The sequence below is a fragment of the Arenibacter sp. P308M17 genome (assembly GCF_003426735.1).
Lineage (GTDB): Bacteria > Bacteroidota > Bacteroidia > Flavobacteriales > Flavobacteriaceae > Arenibacter.
The window spans coordinates 872,833-893,382 of sequence record NZ_QVON01000002.1 but is presented as its reverse complement, the minus strand read 5'-3'; the positions used below and the strand labels follow the sequence as shown (position 1 = coordinate 893,382).

Genomic DNA, 20,550 nt, shown 5'->3' with positions numbered 1-20,550 from the left:
TAAGGGGAAGCATTACGATTAATGGGAAAAGTTTATAAATGAAAGTAATATACCTTTTAGCCGTTGTTTTTGTGGTTGCTTCATGTAAGGAGAAAGTGCAGGCCACTCTTTCTGCCCAGGAAATAGTGGACAGGTCCATTTCTGCATGTGGCGGGGAGCAGTATACCACCAATGATATTTTCTATAAATTTCGGAATTATCAATATGCCTCTGAATGGAAAAACGGTGGTAGAATATTAAAACGTATCGCATACACGGACTCTACCAAGGTAGTAGATGTGAAAGGTGACCAGGGGTTTAAACGGTTCGTAAACGATAGTTTGGTACCCTTAAAGGATTCCATTGCCAATTTGTACTCAAATTCCGTGAACTCCGTACATTATTTTGCTTACTTGCCATACGGGCTGAACGATGCAGCCGTCAATAAGGAGTTATTGGGCGAAGTTACGATAAGGAACAAGGAGTATTATAAGATAAAGGTAACTTTTGATCGGCAAGGCGGAGGAAAGGATTATGAGGATATTTATCTGTATTGGTTTAACAAAGAGACCTTTAAACCGGACTACTTGGCATATAAGTTTTATGTGGACGGAGGTGGGATCCGTTTTAGGGCAGCTTATAATGAGCGTTTTGTAGGTGGTATCCGTTTTGTGGATTATGAAAATTATGGGGCTTCCTTGGAAGGGACTACATTTAATGATGTGGAGCAACTTTATGAAAGAAATAAATTGAAACTATTCTCCAAAATAGTATTGGAAGATATTTCCGTGAAAGCGTCCAATTAGGGCCTAGTCCATTTTTAGCCTAATATCGGTGGCTTTTCCATTTATGATCCGCACAATAAACAGGCTGCTATTGTCATAATCGTCCATTTGAACATATTTTTCTTCTCCCAACATGAGATTGACAAACTCCGGAGTAGTATTGCTATGTCCAACAACAAGAACGTTTTTGCCCAGATTTAAACTTTTAAATTCCTCGATATTGATTGCCTTGGGGTCATAGTATTGGGGGGTAATTTCTTTTTTTACGGAAGTGGGCGCGGCGGTCATTGCGGTTCTTTCAAAATCGGTGATGTATATGGCATCCAGGGCAACAGGGTCAAAAACTTCTGCCCAGCGTATGGCCCGTCCAAGCCCGTCCTGATTTAGTTCAGGATCTAGGTTTTCGGGATCGCTGCGATCTTTTTCCGCATGTCTTATAAAATAATAGGTCGAAATAGAATCTTCTGCCATTTCCATGGGTAACTTCGGATCTTCCTTGCAGGACATAAGACCGATGGTCAAGGAAAGCATCAATAGCAGTTGAAGGTGTTTCATGGTCAATTCTATTTTGGTGTTCGGTTCTCCCTGTAAAGTAACTAAAATTACAGTAAAATAGTATGCAGTACCCATAGTTTTTTGTTCTTTTGTATATGGATAAAAAGTACGCTATATATACTATTTTACTTGCGGTATTCTTTTCGCGTGCCCAAGAAGTTGCCGTTCCAACCGACCTTAGGCAGCACAGTTTGACCGAATTCAATGCCAGTTTGTTCAATCCGGTTTTTTCATTGGACAGGAACAATCCTGAGTCCATTGCATGGTGGACCAGGTATCAATGGCAGGCCATAGATAGTGACCCTACTTCCATTTTCTTAAATTATTCCAGAAAAATAAATACCCGTTCCTCTATAGGCGCCGGTTTTATCCAAAACAATACTGGAGTGTTTTTAAATACCGGTGGAGTGATCAACTATGCCTACGCCTTCAGTTTTAACAATAATATGCAATTGTCCGTTGGCTTGAATGTTTTTGGTTTTAATAGTGTAATTGCGGACGACAGATATAATCCAAATCCTGAAATTTCATTGCCACAGTTGGAGTTGTCCAAAAATGCATTTATCATGCAATTTGCACCGGGTGTTCGATTTTCGGTAGATGGTTTCAGTGTGGGCTTTACGGCCGAAAATTTATTTGATTATAATTTTTCCACGAATACCAGTGCTTCCGGATCCGATGAAAAAATCTACATGGGAATGGTAGATTATAGATTTCCCATTAGTCTGTTCGCTGGGACGGACAATGCATATCTTCTCCCCATGATATATGTAAAATCTGTGCCCTACGGGGATACGCAACTGGGGCTAAATGCATTGTTGTCCTCCAATAAATTTTGGCTGCAAGGGGGGTATAATAGTTTTTACGGTATATCCGGTGGTCTGGGCGGTAGATTTTTCAAGCATTTGTCATTGGGGGCCCTAATAGAATATGGCTTGGATGCAGATGTTAAGGATCAGGATCCCACCTTTGAAATAATTGCGGCCTATACCCTGGGTAGTCCCGATACCCGAAAAAAGGTAGTAGGTTTTCACGTGGATGAGACGCCGGTGGAACATGGGAAACCGGAGGTGGCTACGGAACCGGAAGCTAGGGATCGTATACCGGAAGCTAGGGATCGTATAAATGAAGAAAGGAAAATACAGAAAGAAATTAGTAAGACAGAGGCCCTAGCCGAGAAAAAAGCATTAAAAAAAGCCAAAAAACAAAAGCGCGTTAAGGGCAGCACGAAGAAAGCGATTGCCGAAGAATTAAGAATGGCGGAAGAATTGGCCGAGGCAAAAAGATTGAAGGAAGAACAGGAAGCCGAGGCTTTGGCGATGGCTGTCCGGATAAAGGAAAAGCAAAGATTGGATTCCATAAAAGCTATGGAACTGGCATTGGCCAAGAAAATCCAGGATGATCTGGATATGATGGCTGCCAGGAAAAAGGCGGGCAGGGCGATTACAAAGGGCCATTATGAGGAAGTGGACAAACTGGAGGGCCAGAAAGCCGGATTTTATCTTATAGGCAATGTTTACGGTACCTCCAGATATCGCGATATTTTTGTGGAGGGCCTTAAAAAGAAAGGAATCGATGCCAAGTTTTTCTATTTGGAAAAGACCAAATGGGACTATGTGTATTTGGAAAGGTTCGATACCTTGGGAGAAGCGGAAGTGGCAAGGGATAATAATTTTAATGGTAAATACGCCGAAAGAACCTGGATATTTAGGATAATAGGGGAGTAATCGGACAATGAACTCGTTAAACTTTTTAATTGGCTAAAACCCGCCTTATCCGGTACGGGCAGGAATTGCTCTTTTTCACTCTTGCGCAAGCCGGCCCGTTCGCTAAAATAACCCACAGGGTTATTTTTAGGCGCTCCGTCCTGTCTTTTTTTCTTTCCGTAGCGATGCTATGCAACTCAAAAAAGTCTTCAAATTGGGCAAAAAATGTCTAATTTTCGCTTCAATCCAAAAAGTTTAAACGAGTTCAATTATTTTTTTATTTCCCGGACAATTAATTGGTCCAAGTAGGTCACCGTGTTCAGTAAGTATTTTCTATCTCCCGTTATAGTGGCCATGGCCACTGCTCCTTGGATCATTGTAAATAGTTGTTTGGAAAACTGAAGGGGTGTTACGGGCAGTCTAAGCTCATTGTTGTTCAGCCCATTTTCTAGGACCAGGGCAATTTTTCCCTCTATGGTCTTTATGGTTTCCTTGGTAGCGGCCAGCAGTTGGGAATTATTGTGATTGGCGTCTATTCCAATATTCAAAATGGGGCAACCGCCCAATTCCTCAATAAAAGAGTCGTAATGACGGTAGAAATTGGTAAGCACAAAGAGCTTTTGAAGGGAGGTGCCGTTGGAGTTTAATTTATCGTCTATTTCAGCCAAGAGTTTTTTGCTGTTATATTCAAAGGCAGCAAGGGCCAAGGAATCTTTGTTTTCAAAATTTCCGTAGATGGCTCCCTTGGTCAAGCCTGTTGCCTCTGTAAGATCGCTCATGCTAGTCCCAACATACCCGAGTTTGTTGAAAATTGGAGCAACGGTTTCAATGATATAGGCAGTTGTTCTCTCGGCTTTTGTAGACATGTCCTTACAGTTTTATGCTAATATAAAAAATTTTATACTGCATGGTATATATTGTTGATAAAAAAGGGCATCCTATGATAAACAGGATGCCCCTTTTAAAAGGTGGTCGTTTTAGTTCGCCAGTTCGTTCTCATTTCTGAATACCAGTTGGTCGTCAAAGGAGTCGATAAGAAGAATTCCACCAGGATGGATCTTACCACTTAACAATTCTTTGGAAATATTGTTCAATACTTCTTTCTGAATTACCCGTTTTATGGGTCTTGCACCATATTGGGGATCAAATCCTTTGTTGGCCAGATAATCTATGGCCTCATCAGTTGCATCTATTGTAATTTGTTGTTTGGCCACCAACTTTTTCAACTGATCCAGTTGTAATACCACTATCTTTTTGATATCCTTTTTGCTTAAAGGGGTAAACATGATAATATCGTCTATACGGTTTAGGAACTCTGGCCTTATCGTTTTTCGCAATAGTCCCAGTACTTCCACCCTGGCAGCCTCAGTGGCGCTATAGATATCTTTGTTCGCCTCAAACTTTTCCTGAATAATATGGCTTCCCATATTACTGGTCATGATGATGATGGAATTCTTAAAATCGGCCACCCGGCCTTTGTTGTCCGTTAACCTGCCTTCATCCAATACCTGTAATAGGATGTTAAAGGTGTCCGGGTGCGCTTTTTCTATTTCATCGAGCAAGACCACGGAATAGGGTCTTCTGCGCACTGCCTCGGTCAATTGGCCTCCTTCGTCATAGCCAACGTATCCCGGAGGGGCACCTACCAGTCTACTTACGGCATGGCGCTCTTGGTATTCGCTCATATCGATCCTGGTCATGGCATTTTCGTCATCAAATAGATAGTCGGCCAATGTTTTGGCCAATTCTGTCTTACCTACACCTGTAGTCCCTAGGAAAAGGAAGGAGCCAATTGGTCTTTTGCTGTCCTGCAATCCGGCCCTACTTCTTCGTATGGCGTCGGAAACGGCCTGTATGGCTTCTTCTTGCCCGACCACTCGTTTGTGGAGAACATCTTCCAATTTTAATAACTTTTCCCTTTCACTTTGTAGCATTTTTGTAACGGGGATACCTGTCCATTTGGCTACTACTTCGGCGATGTCCTCATTGGTTACCTCTTCCTTGATCAGGGTTTCCCCAAGTTGCTGATGTTCCAGTTCCCTTTCCAGTTTTTCCAACCGTTCTTGGGCTTCCTTTATTTTGCCGTACCTTATTTCGGCCACTTTTCCATAGTCCCCGTTACGTTCGGCCCTTTCGGCTTCCAATTTATAATTTTCAATATCGTTCCTTGTTTTTTGGATATCGTCCACCACCGTCTTTTCGCTTTCCCATTTGGCAAAGATTTCATTTCGGTCTTCCTTCAAATTGGCAAGGTCCACATTCAAGGCCTTTAGTTTTGAAGTATCGTTCTCTCGTTTTATGGCCTCTATTTCAATTTCCAACTGCATTATTTTACGATCCAATACATCCAGTTCCTCAGGTTTGGAATTGATTTCCATCCTTAGCTTGGAAGCGGCCTCATCCATTAGGTCTATGGCCTTGTCCGGTAAAAATCTATTGGTAATATAGCGTTGTGATAATTCAACGGCCGCAATTACGGCCTCGTCCTTGATTCTAACCTTATGGTGCGCCTCGTACTTTTCTTTAATTCCCCTAAGAATGGATATGGCACTTTCAGTGTCGGGTTCATCCACTATCACTTTCTGAAACCTTCGCTCCAAGGCTTTGTCCTTTTCAAAATATTTTTGATATTCATCCAGGGTAGTGGCACCTATGGCCCGGAGTTCCCCTCGTGCCAGTGCAGGTTTAAGAATATTTGCCGCATCCATAGCACCCTGTCCGCCTCCGGCGCCGACCAGGGTATGGATCTCATCTATAAAGAGAACAATGTTCCCGTCCGAAGAGGTTACCTCCTTGATAACGGCTTTTAATCGCTCTTCAAATTCCCCTTTGTATTTGGCACCTGCAATTAACGCGCCCATATCCAGGGAATAGATTGTTTTATCCTTTAGGTTCTCGGGGATGTCGCCCTGTACAATTCTATGGGCCAAACCTTCTGCAATCGCGGTTTTACCTACACCAGGTTCCCCAACCAACATTGGGTTGTTTTTTGTTCTACGTGACAGGATCTGTAAAACCCTTCTAATTTCCTCATCCCTTCCTATAACCGGGTCCAGCTTTCCACTATCTGCCAGCTCATTTAGATTTTTGGCATATTTGTTCAAGGAATTGTAGGTGTCCTCGGCACTTTGGGAAGTTACCTTGCCCCCTTTTCTCAACTCATTTATAGCGGTCTTAAGGTCTTTTTCGCTAACCCCTTGATCCTTTAATATTTGGGCTATCTTGCTCTTGGATTTAAAAATTGCCAACAACAAGTGCTCTATGGAGACATATTCATCTGCCATTTCTTTGGCAATAATACTTGCATCGGTAAGTGTCTTATTGGCTTCCCGGGACAACATAATTTCGCCGCCCGAGACCTTGGGAAAACTTTCCAATTCCTTTTCCAAAATTTGGTTCAATAAGGTAGTGTTTACGTTCAATTTCTTAAGGATAAACGGAAGTACGTTTTCCTCCACCTCGGAGATTGCCCTAAAAATATGCTCGTTCTCTATTTGCTGGTGGCCTAGGCCTTGCGCCAATTGTTGCGCATGCTGTATGGCTTCCTGCGACTTTATAGTGAAGTTATTAAAATTCATATAGTTGATTTTTTTTGTGTTATTGATTACTTTTGAAGTCTTAAAACAACAACCTTACCACTGTTTTGAACACGACAAAATGTCCTTTAATATGTAGTTTTTAACGACAATTCGGCAGTTTGTAAGGTTAACAACAATTATTGGACTTAATACTAAAATTACGAAATGGGAATATTTAATCGGCTTTTTGGAAAGGAAAATAATAGCGAAAGTGAAAAAAAACTTGCCAAGGTGGCCCCATGGATCCCATTGGCGTCCGTAGATCAACTAGCGATAATCAAGGAAAGGTCCAAGGCCAGGCCTCAGGTAATATTTAAGCACTCTACTACCTGCGGGATAAGTAGAATGGTCATGAACCGGTTTAATGAGGGGTATGATATATCTAAAGATAGTCTGGATCTTCATTATTTGGATCTGCACCAATATCGGCCTGTTTCCAATGAAACCAGTAATGTTTTTGGTGTTGTCCATGAATCCCCACAGTTGCTTGTGATTAAAAACGGAGTGGTAGTGGCGCACGAATCACATGGGGCCATTACACATCTGGACTTAAATAAATACATCTAGTGTCCTGCCAAGCCTAAACCTACGGGTAATTTAAAGTGTCTCTTGAGCCGCTCCCGTGTTGCAAAAATCCTTACTTGGCTATGGCCATACTCGTTTTTTGCGCCTTGGCCCAACTCAAGATCCATCATTCCTTACCCGTCATTTAAACGTTGACAGGACACTGGTTATAGGGAAGAATTTTTCTACAAATAAAATAGATGTATTTAATAAGTACAAAGAAATAGCTTGTACCTGCAATGGTTTAATTGAATCTATGTCTGGTGACTATGCCTTTCAATTTGGCCTTTAAATCCTCTCCTGCGTCATAGACCATTTGTTCATTGCTAGGGAAGGGTATGGCAGAAAGTTGCAACAAGGGAACCATCTCTTCTTCAAGGGCTCTTGTATCCCCATTGTGTTTGGCGTAAACGTGGTTAAAGACAAACTGGCTGGCCAAAGGGTAGGAATTAATTTGCTGTTGATTTTTCAAGTCCAAAAAGCTAACATTTCCAACTACTTCCACCGACTTCAGTTGGGTAAATTGATAAAAGTTACATTTTACGGTCTTAAATTTATCGACCTTTATCTTATTGCCCAAACTATCCTTTAAAACCTCACCATTGGAGTTTGTAGCATATTTGTAACCGTCCTTGATCTGTTTCTCCTTGGAGATCTGTTTTTCGGTAATGTGTTCCGGGCTAATATTTATGTTTCTAAAAGCCACTTGCATTTCATAATCATACTTAATACTTTCCAAGGCGTTGGTATGGTAAACGGTCCAGAGGTCGTTTAATCCGTAAGAATTAAAATTGAGCAGTTCCTCTTCTAGACGACTGGGGACTATTTGTTCGGAATCATTGATTATCACTACCTGAACATAATCTAGTCCTTTGTTATGGGCTTCATCCAATTTAAGCTCGGTGTCTTTGAAATTGGGGTTTATTTCGTTTAAATATGTAAACTCATCAAAAGCCTTTCTAAAATCATCCTTGTATCGACCTGTATTTAAAAGTGCAGTGGCATTATTGTACAGGTAGTCCGACAATTCGCGTTTAGACTTTATTATTTCCTCGTCATAATTCTTAAAAACAAAATGGGCATCTCTATTTTGTTCATATAGTTGTAATGGTAATAGAGGTTTTATGTGTTCTTGGATGGATTTTAGGTTTTGATAGCCCTTAAAAATTATTTCATGGTTGGCCGGATTGCTGTCCTTCTTTAAAAAAGCGATCTGCTGTAGCTCACGTTCGGTATTTTTCTTGTAAGCCTCTTCTAACAATTGAATATAGGGCTGATTGGATTTCTTGGATTTGTTTTCTGCTATGTTTTTCAATGCCGTATTTATTGCGTTGCCATAATTGCCTGTATTTAGGGCTTCTTGGGTTTTTTTGACCCCTCCACAAGAGATTAAAAAAAACAACATCAATGAGGTGAGTAATATTTGTTTCATAACGTTTGGTTTAAAAATATATTGGACATAGTTCAATAGCTATGCCAAAATAATCTTATACTCCAACGTTAAACTATTCCGTATCGTACAAACGGGGATTGTTTTTTTTATTATGTCTTATTTCTTCTTCTGCTGATATACAGGCAACAATTTTGTGGTGACTTCCCCAAAACCTATACGGACATTATCCTTTTTGCAGTAACCGGTTATGGTGACAGTATCATAATCCTCAATGAACTTTCTTGTGGAGCCATCCTCTAGGGTCAGGGGTTTTTCCCCCCGCCAAGTAAGCTCTAACATGGAACCATAAGTATCAGGGGTCGGGCCGGAAATGGTACCGCTGCCCATCATATCACCACTATTTACTTTACAACCATTTATGGTATGGTGAGCCAGTTGTTGCGCCATTGTCCAATACATATACTTGAAGTTGGATCGGGTAACGGTAGTTGCTTTGCCACCTTCCGGCTTTATAGAAACTTCTAAATTGATATCAAAACCTTTTTTGCCTGTTTGCTGTAGGTAGGGCAGCGGGGTAGGGGTTTGTATTGGGCTGGCCAACCTAAAGGGCTCCAGTGCATCCAGGGTAACAATCCAGGGCGATATGGACGATGCAAAATTTTTGGCCAAAAATGGACCTAAGGGCACGTATTCCCATTTTTGGATATCCCTTGCGCTCCAATCGTTAAAAAGTACCATTCCAAATATGTAATTCTCCGCCTCCTCAACAGGAATAGGCTCCCCCAAAACATTGGCGTCCGTGGTAATAAATGCCATTTCCAATTCAAAATCCACTAATTTGGAGGGACCAAAAATAGGTTGTTCCTCTCCTGCCGGAAGGGTCTGTCCCATGGGCCTTCTGACTGCGGTACCACTAGGTACAATAGAGGAGCTTCTTCCGTGATATCCTACGGGTATGTGCAACCAATTGGGAAGTAATGCATTTGCCGGGTCCCTGAACATTTTACCCACATTGGTGGCGTGTTCCTTACTGGAATAAAAATCCGTATAATCCCCAATTTGCACGGGAAGTTGCATTTCTATTTCGTCCATGGTAAAAAGAACAATACTTTTATGTTCTTCGTTGTTCTTCAAATCATTGTTGTTGATGTCGAATATTTCACTAATCCTGTTTCGGACCAAACGCCAAGTTTTTTTACCGTCCGAAATGAAGTCGTTCAGAGTGTCCTGTAGAAAAATATCGTCGGTCAAAGGAATATCCTTAAAATATCCCAATTGATGCAACGCCCCTAAATCTATTGCGTAATCACCAATTCTTGAGCCAATGGTAATAATATCATCCCTGGTAAGGAAAACTCCAAAAGGGATATTCTGAATGGGGAAATCAGAATTGATGGGTACAGGTAACCATGTTTTTTTTTCTGGAAGATTTGTTTTTAACGGCATTTCGGAATTGTTAACTTGTGTTTAATAAATATCTTATCAAATATATTATTTTCTAGCAATTAACGGTCGGCAATTCGTATTTTTGCACATTATTTAATAGAATATTACTTTATGCAACGCGACAATCAAATTTTTGAATTAATTGAGGCGGAAAAGGAACGCCAAATAGATGGAATTGAACTAATTGCTTCAGAGAATTTTACCAGTCCACAGGTTATGGAGGCTGCCGGATCCGTATTGACCAATAAGTATGCGGAAGGATATCCTGGCAAACGCTATTATGGGGGTTGTGAAGTTGTGGATGAAATAGAGCAATTGGCGATAGATAGGGCGAAACAATTATTTGGAGCCGCATATGCCAATGTTCAGCCGCACTCCGGTTCCCAGGCCAATGCCTCTGTATACCATGCATGTCTTAAGCCGGGCGATACCATACTTGGATTTGATCTGTCTCATGGGGGGCATTTAACCCATGGCTCTCCCGTAAATTTCTCCGGTAGATTGTATAATCCTGTATTCTATGGGGTGGATGAGGAGACCGGGGTACTGAACTACGATAAAATTCAGGCCATAGCCACTAAAGAAAGGCCAAAGCTTATTATAGCCGGGGCCTCAGCCTATTCCAGGGATATGGATTTTAAAAAATTCAGGGAAATTGCAGATAGTGTAGGCGCTATACTTTTGGCCGATATATCCCATCCTGCAGGACTTATCGCCAAAGGAATTTTGAACGATCCATTACCGCATTGTCATATTGTAACTACAACTACCCATAAGACCTTGCGCGGTCCAAGGGGAGGGCTTATTCTAATGGGAGAGGATTTTGACAATCCTTTTGGGGTAAAGTTAAAGAACGGTGCTTTGAGAAAAATGTCCGCTTTATTGGATCTGGCAGTTTTTCCGGGCAATCAGGGAGGTCCGTTGGAGCACATTATTGCGGCAAAGGCCATCGCTTTTGGAGAGGCCTTGACCGATGAGTTCTTGCATTATATGCTCCAGGTGAAGAAAAATGCTGCGGCAATGGCAAGCGCATTTGTTGATAAGGGGTATAAAATTATTTCCGGCGGCACGGACAACCATATGATGCTGATTGATCTTAGGAATAAGGACATCACAGGAAAGGATGCTGAAAATGCCTTGGTGAAAGCTGATATTACCGCGAATAAGAATATGGTTCCTTTTGATGACAAGTCCCCTTTTGTTACCAGCGGTATACGTTTTGGCACGGCTGCGATCACCACTAGAGGTTTAAAGGAAGACCAAATGAAGGTTATTGTAGACTTCATCGATCAGGTGTTAATGAATCCTGAAGATGTAAAGATTATTGATGGGGTAAGGGAAAAAGTAAATGCCCTAATGCATTCCAGAGCGCTATTCAACGCTTAATTTACAATCGAAATACTGTCCATAAGGTTTACGCTCAAGACTTTTTTATGCTTTGTGGACAGTTTTTTTAATACTTCCTATTCACTGAGAATTTGAATATCGCCAAATATTATGGTTTTGGTATTTAGGTCATAAATGCCCGCCTCTTCTGTTTGGTCATAATACATTCCCCAAAAGCCGAAATAGTCGTTCGTGCTGTTATTGTCAGAAACAATATTCTTTAATTTTGCATCGCTTTCCAAGGTATCCTCCTCAAATACAGGGATAAATATTTCAAAGGGAGTCTCGTTCAATCCTTTTGTATAGAATAAATTGTGGTTGATAAGTTCCGAAAAGATATTTTCCAATTGATCCACAATACTTTGATCATAAATTTTGCTTATGAGAATGGTGGTGTCCATTAAGGAAATGGTTAGTTCACTTATATCTATATTTATTCCGTTCCGCCTTTTTAGTTCCGAATAGGCCAAAAGGAACAATATGGTCTTTTCTTGGTCTGAATCTTTAGGGCGACCGGTGCAAGTGGATGGCTTATTTATATAAAACAAAGCTTCGTCCAGACTTAGGTTGCATTTAAGGTCTATGATCAAATTGGCGGAATCTTCTTTAATACCATAATTGGTAATACTTACTTCTGCAAAAAAATGCTTTTCCAACCCTTTTCTAAAAGTCTCTAAACCTACAATATGGTCGGTGCTTTTTGTTCCAATTTTTGGGTTATTAAAAAACTCGTTTCCCGATTTCGACATTCTAATAGTAATTAATTAAAAAACTTACATCAAAATTAGGTTAATGCTTTGTCCTTAATTAGATAAAAACCTTATAAAAAATAAGGTTCTCATTCAGATTGGGTGTGTTCGTCGAAAAAGTAGACGTTAAACGGTAAATGGACACATGGAACGTCTTAAATGGAAGGTGATAAAGCGAACTGACAATATTTTCTGGAAATTCTGGATATTTATATAGGAAAGCATTGCCAAAGTGGGTGAAAAGGCAAGAATTTGATTATAGAAATCCTCTATTTTTGGCTTCATGGACCAGAGCCAAATCGTTCTGCTTTTCCACCCCAAAAATTACCTTTAGCTGTCTTTTTCTATTTTCTATCCCTGCCAGGGACAAGTTTATAAAATCGACCATATCCTTTGTTCTTGTGCCAATTGAAACGTGGTATAGTATTTTTTTATCATTATCATCCAATAAGAGGTCATTGGAGACTTTTTTTCTAATAGCCGCCAATGCTTTCTGACTATAATAAGGGGGCGAGTTAATTACGCCCCTGACCATGGCAATTAGGGATTTTTCATCTATTTCCGATTTTACCATATAGCCATCGGGATTTACGTTTTTTAGAATGCTGTTAATTCTGTAGTTATCACTAAATGAGGACATGAATACAATTTTGGTATCCGGGATTATTTTTCTGGCAATTATTCCCAAATCCTCCCCGTTTTGGGGTTCCTCCAAATGGGTCTCCGTTAATTGCACATCCAACAATAAAAGATCGTATTTAAATGATCTTGCCGAATCCTCTATTTTCTGCTTTCCGGTTTCGAAAGTATTGGCTGTTTCTACTTTTATCTGAAATTCTTCCAATTCGGCAGCCTCCAAAAGATATTTATATCCAGTAGTAATCATTTCATGATCATCTACCGTTAAGATTCTTAAAGTTCTCATTTTATTGTCGGTTAAAATAATCTATTAGGCTGGTAACGGTTCCATCTGTTCTTCCATTACACAGGGAATGGTAACTATTACCTTTGTTCCCTGTCCAATTTTACTATGAATACCATAGGTTCCGTTCAACTTTTCCAATCTGGAATTAATGTTTTTGAGCCCTATTCCTTTTTTTCCCTTTTTCTGGTCAAAACCAATACCATTATCCAGAACTATTATCTTTAAATGTCCATTTTCCGATTCGAACAAAAGATCCACTTTAGTAGCCTTGGCATGCTTTATGCAATTCTGCAAACTTTCTTGCACAATCCTATAAATATTAATTTTAATATCCCCTTTTAATTGGTCCCAATCAATATTGTGGTCATACTTAAAATGACATTTCATTTTAGAGGAATCTTGAATTGTTTTTACCAATTCTTCAATGGATATAATAAAGTTATGAATTTTTTCTTGAGATGCCCTGCTCAATTCATGGGAAATTGTACGGATTTCTTCCTCCAAACCTTGTAATTTTTTAAGTAGCTCACTACGTTTAAGAACGGAATCGGAATCTGTTTTATTGTTAAGTCCGGTTAGAATTAAACGTATTCCCAACATCTGTCCTAAAATACCATCGTGCAATTCCTCTGAAATCCGCTTTTTTTCCAGTTGTTTGCCTTCTTCTACCTTCTTGTTCTGTGCCAAGAGCAAATTAAAGATTTCTTGATTGGCTTTCTGTTGTGCCTGTTCAAATCTCAATTTTTGATTTTTTCGGCGTTGGTCTATAGTAGTCAAAATAAATGCAGCAAGAACAAATAGGGTTGTAGCTATCCCGATCCATAATTGGCGTTGCCGGGTTAGCAATTCATTTTGTTCAATAAATTCGTCGGTCTCAAACCGTATTCTTGCAAATTTATTTCTAGTAGAGCGTTCCTCCCGTTGTAAACTATCGTTTAACTGTATATATTGGTTGGTATATCTTCTCGAGTTTTTAAGGTCTAGCTTTGCCAGCAGTTCCAAGGACTCCAATAGCCTTCTGTTATTACTGGTCTGTTTCGAAATGGATTTAGCATTGTTTGCGTAATTTAGAGCTAAAGCAGTATCTCTTTTATTTAAATAAAATTCCGCTAATTCGTAATAGGTAATAGCCAATCCTCTAGAGTCGCCTATACTATCCTTTATTGCCAAAGCTCTTTTAAATGAGGTCAAAACTCCAACAGTGTCGTTTAGCTTACTTTTACTTTGTGCATAATTGGAAAGGGCCTGTGCATATAATTGTGTGTCCTTGAAATAAATACTATCAAAATTGATTACTTTGCTAAAGGAATCTGCGGCTAATTTATATTGTTTTTTTGATTGGTATACCATACCAATATTATTGATGGCTTTATACCTTAGTTGATTAGATTTGTCAAATCCAGATTTCTCAAGAAAAAATAATGCCTTCCCATAATATTCCAAGGCCTTATCGTATTCATTTAGGGCATTGGTTACCGATCCCAGATTGTTATAGCAAGAAAACAAATAATAAGGTTTGTCCAGTGGTTTAAAAAGCTCTATGGCTTCTATGGTAGTTATTTCGCTACCTGTATAATCTTTAATATTGGCCTGGACAAGAGCCATATTGTAGAGAACCCGAGCTCGTGAATAATTATCATTTAGGCCCCTAAAGATTTTTTCGGCCTGGGAAAAATGATAATAGGCACTATCCTCAACTGCATTGTCTTCCAAAAAAAATGCCAAGTCCCAATGATTGTTGGCCAAGGCATTTGAATCCTTAATTTTTGCGGAAAGAGCCATGGCAATATGGTTGGAGCGCCTAAATTGCAGGGAATCGCCCATTAGAGAGTAGTAATAAGAGATTTTTGAAAATTGTTTGGATTTAAGGGAGTCGTTTTTTTCTTGTAGGGCCAATTCATAGGCCTTGGAAAGATTTTGGGCATACTCTTCGGCGGAACTACTGTTTTCTTCGGACAGCCAGTATGTGATGCTGTCGTTTTCCGGTGGGGGAACCGAATCTGTGGAGCCAAAGGAAGTATCCTTACAACTATTATGCATCAGTTGCAAGCAAATTATAAAATAGAACAAAAACTTATAATTGACTTTCTTTTCCATTAAGGTGGAAAGATAAAAAAAAAGCCCTAAACAAATTTGCTTAGGGCTTTATATTTTATTAATACAGTTTAAACCTTTCGGCACTGATATTTTTTAAGTCAGTTATGCAATGGCGTTACTAACATTTTGAAAATCAAGGGTCGCCTTGGGAGGATCCCTTCTATCCTTGGGAACATTGTCTCCATCGGTGGCCACGGCTTTGTCAATATTTTGATAATCAAGGGTAGCCTTGGGTGGATCCCTTCTATCCTTGGGAACGTTGTCTCCATCGGTGGCCACGGCATTGTCATTGTTCTGAAAATCAAGGGTCGCCTTGGGAGGATCCCTTCTATCCTTGGGAACGTTGTCTCCATCGGTGGCCACGGCATTGTCATTGTTCTGATAATCAAGGGTCGCCTTGGGAGGATCCCTTCTATCCTTGGGAACGTTGTCACCATCTGTGGCAATGTCATTGTTTATTGTTGGGAAAACATCTTGGGTTCCCATGGCAAATAAGCCGATACTTAGAAGTACTACGGCAAAAATAGATAAAAATCTTTTCATTTTTCTAGTGATTTTCGAGGGTTAATGAGGTTTATTTCTAAACAAAATTAACAACAATCAGTCTCTAGAAGATTATGTAAGAATTATCTTTAGTAGGAGTGGGAGTTCTGTTAGTAAACGTACTGTATCTGTGAGAATTTGTTTAATTTAGGGTAGAAATGGTGTTTTTGGCCAAAATCTTTTTTAGGTTGTCTATATTGCTTTTATAGGATTTGGAAAAGGGCAATTGCAACTTGTCATGCTTTAAGGTGCATATACCTTTTCCATAGTTGATCCTGGAAACAAAGTCGATATTGATGATATAACTCTGATGTACCCTAATAAAATTCGTTGGCAAATTGTTCTCAAAAGTCTTTAACGTTTTAAAAGCGCTTATAGTACTTCCATCCTTCATAAAAAAATCTGTAGCATTGTTATCGGCCTGTAAATACATGATTTCTTGGGTATTGAGGTAGCGATAGTCTTTATAGGATTGAAGTAAAAGTGTTTTGGGCTCCTGCTCCTTCGGGGCTTTTAGTTTTAACCGAAGCAGGGTTTTTCTGATATCGAATTCGTTATACGGTAATAGCCAATAGTCGAAAAAATGGCATTTTAAAGCTTCAAAGGCATATTGCTTGTTCTTGGAAATTGCAATGAATATGGGGGTTTCCTTAACATATTGGTGCAATTCCATAATCATATGAAAATATTCATGGGCCTTTTCATTTAAATGGATAAAAACAATATCCGGGTTTTTTTTAAGGATACTATTTAGGCCATCAATACTATTGGTGGCTACTCCAGAACAATAAAATTCACCATATTCTTCCATATAGTGTTGCAGCTGTAAATTGGATTGGGCATCGGAGTCCAAAATAGTATAGGTATATTCCATAATTTCAGATGATTTTACGGCAATTTACTGATACCTTATAGCAAAGGAGGGTATTTCGACCTTAGAAAAACTAGGGTTTTCGTTTTATGTTGAAAAAAATTAAGTTTTGAAAGTTTTTTCTTATAAAAATTGAAGTGTATTATCAATTTTTTAACTTAAAATGCTGTATTTTTATCATGAGTTAGGTTTTTTATTTCGTCTGCCCTTAGAAATTTTAAGGGAACCATCTGTGCGGTGACCGTATTTTCTGTTTCAGTACCACTGGAATTTTTTTTGCTGACAGAATATTTTGTGTGTAGGATATGCTGCCCATACTACATGAAACAGTTTCCTTAAAAAACTGTACGATTGGCGAATTCCAAAGCTCCATTACTTTTAGTAGGATCAAAGTGGATCCAATAGGAGGAAAAAGAGGCCTACTAGATAAATGGTAAACAGTTACTTAGGTTTGGGTTAGAAAGATATCTTCTATTTCAGGGGAAATCCTCATGGGTTTGAAGGTTTCTGAATTGAGCAAACACCATTCGGTTTTGGATTTGACCAACAATTGATGGTTTTCTTGGTTATACATTTCTACAACCCTAACACATACGGGGCCTTTGGTCTTGTCTATATATGTCTTCATTAAGATAACATCATCCAATTTTGCTGCACTTTTGTAAGTAATATGGTGGGTCAATACCACCCAGATCGTAGTGTTGATCAATTCTTTGGGCGCTTTGGCCCGCCAGTGTTCCTTGGCAATGTCCTGCATCCATTGTACATATCGTACATTGTTAACATGGTTCAGGTCGTCCAGATCCTCCTCTTCTACCTTTATGGTTTTTTCAAAAATTCCCATAATTATTTTTTAAGGATGTTTACCTCAAACAATTTATCCCAGTTTTTTCCGGTAACGAAGAAGGTCTTTCTTTCAGGGTGATAGGCCACTCCGTTTAGTACGTCCAGGCTTTGATGTTGTGTAACCTTCTCCTTAAGGCCACTAAAATTGATAACACCCTCTATTGCACCACTATTGGCATCTATGATCATCATACTTTCCTTTTGATAGACATTGGCGTATATTTTTCCATCCACATATTCCAGTTCATTGGCCTTGTTGAAGATGGAGGTATTGGTTACCGTTTCAAAATGGCCTAACTCGGCCATAGTAACAGGATCTAAGAACCATATTTTCTCGGTGCCATCACTCTTGAATATTTTTTTGCCGTCGTTGCACAGACCCCATCCTTCCTTACTTTGGTTGTATTTAAAGCTGTCTATTTTCTTAAAGTCCTTAAGGTCGTAGATGAATCCCAATCCACTTTGCCAAGTGAGTTGATAAATTTTATCGTTTAGAATAGTGATGCCTTCTCCAAAATAGTTATTGTCCAAGTCTATTTTCTTTAGAACTTTGCCAGATTTATAATCTACCTGCCTCAAAGAGGATTTCCCTTTTTTTCCTGTACTTTCATAAAGTGTATCCTTATAAAATTCCAATCCTTGGGTATAGGCGTCCATATCATGGGGATATATGTTCAGAATCTTGTAGGTATATATCTCAGGGGCGTGTTCTGCCAATAGTTTAATTCCTTTGGAGACTTCAACGGTTTGGTCATCAAAACGAATGCTGGCAGTTAGGGTCTTGGCCCCAAGTTCCAGTTGGTCCAGCTTAATTTTATTGTTGTTCGGTATAATTTCTTCATTGTCCAATGTATAGGTAATCTGATCGATTTCCTTATTTTTTAGATTTTTTACCGAGATGCCTACCACCTGATTTTTATGAAATTCCGTTTGGTTTCCCTCTATCTGGATTTCGAAGAGTTTGGAGGGGTTGGTGGTACCTTCACAGGCCAAGAAGAACAAGGGAATAGTGAATAATAGGTTTAATTTGAAGGCATTCATAATATAATACAGGTATTATTTAAAATAAAATCTTAGCGGGTAAAGTGCCTGTTTTGCACTATTTTTTTCTTTAATTTTTTATAGTTGTCTTAAAATCAACTTGCTATCCAAAAATTAATTTGGCAACTTCATAAGGCAAGATATTTAATAAAATTAAGACCTGAAAACGATTGCAAAAAAATTAAAAGATTGTATATTTGCATCGGCAAGTCCTACACGACCAGCTCCTGTAGAATCCCCCAGGGTGGGAACGCAGCAAGGGTATATGGTTGTAGCGGTGCGATGTAGGTAGCTTGCCATTTTTTGTACCCTAAAGCTATGGTGTTTATTGTTTTTGAAAGCTTTAGGTAGGATCAAGTATAGTTATCAGATCTAATTCCCCCACAATTCCTGTTTTATTTGTTAATTTGCACCTTAATTTTATTTAATGGAGCATAGGGTTGTACTGGTTACGGGAGGTTCTTCGGGCATTGGAAAATCGATCGGGGTATATTTAACATCAAAAGGTTTTAAAGTTTATGGAACTACCAGGCGATTGGAAGCACATCCCGGTTTTACCCATTTTGAGCTATTGGAATTGGATGTGAGAAATCCGGAAAGTATAGGTAATGCCATTTCGAACCTCATGGCAAAGGAGGGTAGGTTGGATGTTCTGGTAAACAATGCCGGTATCGGAATTACGGGACCTATTGAGGAAACCCCCCACGCTGAAATTTTAAAGGCATTCGACACCAATTTTAACGGTCCCATACACATGTTCAAGGCGGTTTTGCCCTATATGAGGAGCCAGAAAAAGGGCTTGATCATCAATATTACATCTATTGCTGGTTATATGGGTTTGCCATATAGGGGATTGTACTCCGCCAGTAAGGGGGCTTTGGAGCTGGTTACGGAAGCCATGAGAATGGAGGTCAAAGGATTTGGGGTGAACATAACGAATTTGGCCCCTGGGGATTTTGCTACCAATATAGCCTCGGGCCGTTACCACGTACCTATCCTTGAGGACTCGCCTTATAAAGCATCTTATGGCAATACCTTGCAAATGATGAACGAGCATGTTGAAAAAGGTAAGGATCCTGTATTGGTAGCACATATGGTCCACAAAATAATAAACACAAAAGAGCCTTATGTACATTATAAGGTAGGGGAGTTTATGCAAAAGTTCTCTTTGATCCTAAAAAAAATATTACCGGACAAAGTATATGAGAAACTCTTGATGAACCATTATAAATTGTAATTTTGCAGGACCAAAAGACAGGCCTGCGAAAAGGCAATATCTTTCAAATTAATAATTTTAAAAGCAATTGACATGAAGTTCTTTATTGACACCGCTAATTTAGCACAGATAAAAGAAGCCCAGGAATTAGGAGTATTGGATGGGGTAACCACAAATCCTTCCCTAATGGCCAAAGAGGGTATCACCGGAAGAAACAATATTCTAAAACACTATGTGGATATCTGTAATATTGTAGATGGTGACGTATCCGCCGAGGTAATTTCCACAGATTTAAAAGGTATGATCAAGGAGGGAGAGGAATTGGCGGAATTGCATGAGCAAATCGTGGTTAAAGTGCCTATGATAAAGGACGGTATCAAGGCTATAAAATATTTTTCGGATAAGGGTATAAGGACCAATTGTACTTTGGTGTTTTCTTGTGGACAGGCTTTGTTGGCCGCTAAAGCAGGGGCTGCCTATGTTTCTCCGTTTATAGGTAGGTTGGACGATATTTCTACCGATGGGCTAAACTTGATTTCCGAGATTAGGCATATATACGATAACTATGAGTTTGAAACCCAAATATTGGCGGCTTCGGTAAGACACACTATGCACGTGATAGATTGTGCCAAAATTGGAGCTGATGTTATGACCGGACCTTTGTCGGCCATTGAGGGTCTTTTAAAACATCCTTTGACCGATAGTGGTCTCGCCAAGTTTTTGGAAGACTACCAAAAAGGAAACTAACGTTACCAAAATTCTAAATAGTATAAAGCCTCTTGGGCCCATAGGGCATAAGAGGCTTTGTTAATTTATATCGCAATCCATTTATAGATTATTGAGCCAGAATAAGAATAGTTCAAATGAAAA

The 20,550-nt window shown here is 39.4% G+C and carries 18 protein-coding genes and 1 other RNA gene; 7 read left to right on the top strand and 12 right to left on the bottom strand.

All coding sequences use genetic code 11. The features are described from left to right. Nucleotides 1–38 precede the first annotated feature (38 nt). On the top strand, nt 39–785 hold the full coding sequence (locus D0S24_RS07740) for a DUF6503 family protein (RefSeq protein ID WP_117019252.1): 747 nt from the start codon (nt 39–41) through the stop codon (nt 783–785). Between the two features lie 3 nt (nt 786–788). Here D0S24_RS07740 and D0S24_RS07735 read toward each other — a convergent pair whose 3' ends face one another. Next, nucleotides 789–1,394, bottom strand: a complete 606-nt coding sequence (locus D0S24_RS07735) for a phosphoglycerate mutase family protein (RefSeq protein ID WP_309545094.1) — start codon at nt 1,392–1,394, stop codon at nt 789–791. 20 nt (nt 1,395–1,414) lie between these two features. Between D0S24_RS07735 and D0S24_RS07730 the strand changes: the two genes are divergently transcribed. After that, nucleotides 1,415–3,046 carry a PorP/SprF family type IX secretion system membrane protein gene (locus D0S24_RS07730; RefSeq protein WP_117019251.1) on the top strand — a complete coding sequence of 544 codons (1,632 nt, stop codon included), beginning with the start codon at nt 1,415–1,417 and terminating at the stop codon, nt 3,044–3,046. Nucleotides 3,047–3,294: 248 nt separating this feature from the next. On the opposite strand, the gene D0S24_RS07725 is transcribed toward D0S24_RS07730, so the two are convergent. Both D0S24_RS07725 and clpB read right to left on the bottom strand, forming a co-directional pair. After that, the gene (locus D0S24_RS07725) at nt 3,295–3,891 is read right to left on the bottom strand and encodes a TetR/AcrR family transcriptional regulator (RefSeq protein ID WP_117019250.1); all 597 of its coding nucleotides are present in this window, start codon (nt 3,889–3,891) and stop codon (nt 3,295–3,297) included. A gap of 111 nt (nt 3,892–4,002) precedes the next feature. After that, a complete protein-coding gene (gene clpB / locus D0S24_RS07720) occupies nt 4,003–6,603 on the bottom strand; it encodes an ATP-dependent chaperone ClpB (protein WP_117019249.1) in 2,601 nt (866 codons plus the stop codon). Between the two features lie 165 nt (nt 6,604–6,768). Between clpB and ytxJ the strand changes: the two genes are divergently transcribed. Next, complete coding sequence (gene ytxJ / locus D0S24_RS07715) at nt 6,769–7,170, top strand: bacillithiol system redox-active protein YtxJ (RefSeq protein WP_117019248.1); 402 nt, start codon at nt 6,769–6,771, stop codon at nt 7,168–7,170. A gap of 241 nt (nt 7,171–7,411) precedes the next feature. On the opposite strand, the gene D0S24_RS07710 is transcribed toward ytxJ, so the two are convergent. Next, nucleotides 7,412–8,599, bottom strand: a complete 1,188-nt coding sequence (locus D0S24_RS07710) for a hypothetical protein (protein WP_117019247.1) — start codon at nt 8,597–8,599, stop codon at nt 7,412–7,414. A gap of 117 nt (nt 8,600–8,716) precedes the next feature. Beyond that, nucleotides 8,717–10,006: a fumarylacetoacetase gene (gene fahA / locus D0S24_RS07705; protein ID WP_117019246.1), complete on the bottom strand. Its 1,290-nt coding sequence runs from the start codon at nt 10,004–10,006 to the stop codon at nt 8,717–8,719. A 111-nt stretch (nt 10,007–10,117) separates the two neighbouring features. Between fahA and glyA the strand changes: the two genes are divergently transcribed. After that, nucleotides 10,118–11,392 carry a serine hydroxymethyltransferase gene (gene glyA, locus D0S24_RS07700; RefSeq protein WP_117019245.1) on the top strand — a complete coding sequence of 425 codons (1,275 nt, stop codon included), beginning with the start codon at nt 10,118–10,120 and terminating at the stop codon, nt 11,390–11,392. 77 nt (nt 11,393–11,469) lie between these two features. On the opposite strand, the gene D0S24_RS07695 is transcribed toward glyA, so the two are convergent. The 7 genes from D0S24_RS07695 to D0S24_RS07665 all read right to left on the bottom strand — a co-directional run bounded on the left by D0S24_RS07695 (nt 11,470) and on the right by D0S24_RS07665 (nt 18,464). Then, the gene (locus D0S24_RS07695; protein WP_117019244.1) at nt 11,470–12,141 is read right to left on the bottom strand and encodes a hypothetical protein; all 672 of its coding nucleotides are present in this window, start codon (nt 12,139–12,141) and stop codon (nt 11,470–11,472) included. Nucleotides 12,142–12,397: 256 nt separating this feature from the next. After that, the gene (locus D0S24_RS07690) at nt 12,398–13,066 is read right to left on the bottom strand and encodes a response regulator (RefSeq protein ID WP_117019243.1); all 669 of its coding nucleotides are present in this window, start codon (nt 13,064–13,066) and stop codon (nt 12,398–12,400) included. Nucleotides 13,067–13,090: 24 nt separating this feature from the next. Then, nucleotides 13,091–15,106 (bottom strand): sensor histidine kinase, encoded by a 2,016-nt coding sequence (locus D0S24_RS07685; RefSeq protein WP_181938047.1) that lies wholly within the window; start codon nt 15,104–15,106, stop codon nt 13,091–13,093. Between the two features lie 159 nt (nt 15,107–15,265). Beyond that, a complete protein-coding gene (locus D0S24_RS07680; protein WP_117019241.1) occupies nt 15,266–15,706 on the bottom strand; it encodes a hypothetical protein in 441 nt (146 codons plus the stop codon). A 142-nt stretch (nt 15,707–15,848) separates the two neighbouring features. Further along, the gene (locus D0S24_RS07675; protein WP_117019240.1) at nt 15,849–16,580 is read right to left on the bottom strand and encodes a LytTR family DNA-binding domain-containing protein; all 732 of its coding nucleotides are present in this window, start codon (nt 16,578–16,580) and stop codon (nt 15,849–15,851) included. Between the two features lie 442 nt (nt 16,581–17,022). Beyond that, entirely contained in the window at nt 17,023–17,421 is a 399-nt protein-coding gene (locus D0S24_RS07670; RefSeq protein ID WP_117019239.1) for a thioesterase family protein, read from the bottom strand. A 2-nt stretch (nt 17,422–17,423) separates the two neighbouring features. Continuing rightward, complete coding sequence (locus tag D0S24_RS07665; protein ID WP_117019238.1) at nt 17,424–18,464, bottom strand: glutaminyl-peptide cyclotransferase; 1,041 nt, start codon at nt 18,462–18,464, stop codon at nt 17,424–17,426. Nucleotides 18,465–18,667: 203 nt separating this feature from the next. On the opposite strand from D0S24_RS07665, the gene ffs reads away from it, so the two are divergent. The 3 genes from ffs to fsa all read left to right on the top strand — a co-directional run bounded on the left by ffs (nt 18,668) and on the right by fsa (nt 20,427). Beyond that, nucleotides 18,668–18,766, top strand: an RNA gene (gene ffs, locus D0S24_RS07660) — signal recognition particle sRNA small type. Between the two features lie 125 nt (nt 18,767–18,891). After that, nucleotides 18,892–19,701 carry an SDR family oxidoreductase gene (locus D0S24_RS07655; RefSeq protein ID WP_117019237.1) on the top strand — a complete coding sequence of 270 codons (810 nt, stop codon included), beginning with the start codon at nt 18,892–18,894 and terminating at the stop codon, nt 19,699–19,701. Nucleotides 19,702–19,773: 72 nt separating this feature from the next. Beyond that, nucleotides 19,774–20,427, top strand: a complete 654-nt coding sequence (fsa, locus tag D0S24_RS07650; protein WP_117019236.1) for a fructose-6-phosphate aldolase — start codon at nt 19,774–19,776, stop codon at nt 20,425–20,427. The last annotated feature ends 123 nt before the right edge of the window (nt 20,428–20,550 follow it).